The organism is Acinetobacter sp. AOR12_HL (assembly GCF_027855275.1).
Lineage (GTDB): Bacteria > Pseudomonadota > Gammaproteobacteria > Pseudomonadales > Moraxellaceae > Acinetobacter > Acinetobacter baumannii.
Genome location: NZ_JAKTIJ010000002.1, coordinates 1 through 1735, shown reverse-complemented (window position 1 = coordinate 1735; position 1735 = coordinate 1). Strand labels below are relative to the sequence as shown.

The 1735-nt window shown below is 46.9% G+C and carries 1 protein-coding gene; it reads left to right on the top strand.

The features are described from left to right. A partial coding sequence (locus MKL36_RS00260) for an Ig-like domain-containing protein (protein ID WP_270908959.1) occupies positions 1-1735 on the top strand: 1735 nt, incomplete at both ends.

The following is a 1735-nucleotide window of genomic DNA, read 5'->3' as shown; positions in this document are numbered from 1 at the left end:
TGGCAGATGGTTCACATCAACTGACTTATACGTTGACTGATGCAGCAGGTAATGAAAGTGCACAGAGCCCAGCAATAACAGTTACTGTAGATACAACTGCGCCAGTTTTGACAATTAGTACATCTGATTTGGTTCTCGCATCGGGCGAAGCTGCAACTATTACATTTGAATTTAGTGAACCCGTTAGTGAATTTTCAGTTTCAGATGTAGTTGTTAGCGGTGGTGTACTAAGTAATTTTATTCAAGTTGATGCAAATACATGGACAGCAATTTTTACTCAAAGTGGATCAGTAGCACCAAGTATTAGTGTAGCTGATGGGGCCTATACTGATATTGTTGGCAATACCGGTAAAGGTGACGTTCTGGATGGAGCAGATGGTTTTATTTTTAATCCCTTAGCAGTTGACTTGATTGGTGAAATCACTATTCCAGCAGATATAAATAACGATAATATTCTCAATGCTAATGAGTTAGGAGCAGATAAGACATTTACTGCTCAGATTACTTTAGGTAGTGATGCGGCTGTAGGAAATATTATTAGTGTAAATGGTATAAACTATACAGTAGTACAGGCAGATTTGGATGCTGGGTTCATAACAGCAGAAATTATTGTAACTGTGGATGGAGATTTATCTGTTCGTGCAGAAGCACGTGATTCTGCTGGTAATACAGACATTGCCGATACAACTATAAAAGTGATTACAGTTGACACGACAGCACCTATTACGCCTTCTGCACCAACAGGCTATCTGGACAATGTTGGACCTGATCAAGGAATCAAGGGATCAGGCAGTAGTACAGATGACACGACCCCGGGTGTTGTGATTTCTGCACCGGGTGCAGGTGAGACTCCGACCTTGTATGTTGATGGTGAGAAGGTAGCTGCAAGTTATGATCCTGTAACAGGTACACTAACGCCTACCACTCCGCTGGCAGATGGTTCACATCAACTGACTTATACGCTGACTGATGCAGCAGGTAATGAAAGTGTACAGAGTCCTGCACTGTTACTGACAGTGGACACGACAGCGCCGAGCTTGGTGATTACGGCCCTGGACCCTGCACTCACTGCGACTGAATCGACAACAATCAGCTTTACGTTTAGCGAGGCGGTCAGTGGCTTTGATATTGATGACATCACGCCAGTAGGCGGTACGCTGAGCAATCTGGTCCAAAGTACAACCAACCCGAATGTCTGGACAGCTACGTTTACAGCTGACGGCAGTGGTGCGGCTCCAAGCATCAGTGTTGCAGACGGTGCCTATACAGACCTTGCAGGTAACTTGGGTACAGGCGATGTACTCGATGGTACGGACGGCTTTGTGGTTGATACGCTAGCTCCGGCACCGGTGATTACGATTGATCCTGTAACGAATGCAATCACGATTGACTTTGGTGAAGCAGTCAATGCGGTTGATGGTAGTCCGCTTACGGCAGATGCGCTTGAGGGATTGCTGGATATTGCTAACGGTACATTGACCGGCCTTGTAGACAACGGCGATGGCAGCTTCAGCGGTACGCTGGTACCGGCTGCGGACTTTGAAGGCGATGTGGTTGTGAACGTACCGGCAGGTATTGTTACGGACGTGGCAGGTAATGCCAACCTGACTGCAACAGAGAGCCTTACGGTCGATACATTGGCACCGGCCTTTGACTTCACGGTAACCATCAATGCCGATGGCACAGCGACGATTGCAGGCAGCACCGAGCCGGGTGCGACAGTTGAAATTCTGGA